This is a genomic window from Burkholderia sp. SRS-25, from assembly GCF_004343765.1.
GTDB lineage: Bacteria > Pseudomonadota > Gammaproteobacteria > Burkholderiales > Burkholderiaceae > Burkholderia > Burkholderia contaminans.
Window position 1 is genome coordinate 1 of record NZ_PTXM01000062.1, and the last position, 726, is coordinate 726.

At 65.3% G+C, this 726-nt stretch carries 1 protein-coding gene; it reads right to left on the reverse strand.

What is annotated here, in order from left to right; genetic code table 11:
* The coding region (locus tag C5O79_RS37910; RefSeq protein ID WP_205746242.1) for an RHS domain-containing protein at window positions 1–726 on the reverse strand (726 nt) is incomplete at both ends.

A 726-nucleotide genomic window follows, 5' to 3' on the forward strand; every position in this document is an offset into this window, starting at 1 on the left:
GTCATGGTACTGCCCCTGGAAGCGGATGGGATTGGCGAACTGAGCCTTCCCTGACGCCTTCCTGATCGCCTCCTGCGCAACACCCCACGCGCGGTACTCCGCACTCCACGCAATCTCGCTGTGCTCGTCCGTCAGTTCCTGCGGCGTGCCGAGGTGGTCGCACTGGTACCACGCCAGGCTGTTGATCGGCGGCGCAGACGGCGGAGGGCTCCACAGCGGGTCTTCATCCTGGCGGTAGTAATCGCCGTATTCGGGCTGGTCGAGCAATTCGATGGCGTCGTCGCGCACCGCCTGCGCTACCGGCACAAAGCTGCCCGGCTCGTAGACGTAGTGCGTGGTGCGCGCACCAAAGCCGTCCTCGTCGGCGATCTTGCTTTCCCACGCCAGCATGTCGCCGTCCCAGCCGTAGAGGGTGAAGCCGCATTGCAGCTCGCGGTTGCGCTTCACCCGTTCGGCGCGGTTCCAGTGGGGTCCCGCTTCCCTTCTTTCCTCGTAGTGCGCCTGGCTGTGCTTGGACAGGCGCCGGCCGAGCGCGTCGTAGCTGTAGGCGACTTTCAGGCGCTCGTCTTCGTAGTGGGTGAGGCGGTCGAACAGGTCCCAGGTGAAGCGGCCTTCCTTGCCGTTGTGCCAGCGTTGCGTGAGGTTGCCGCGCGCGTCGTACTGGTAGTGGGTGCCGGCGTATTGCTTGAGCAGGTTGTCCAGCGCCTTGATGCGTGGCATGCGCTG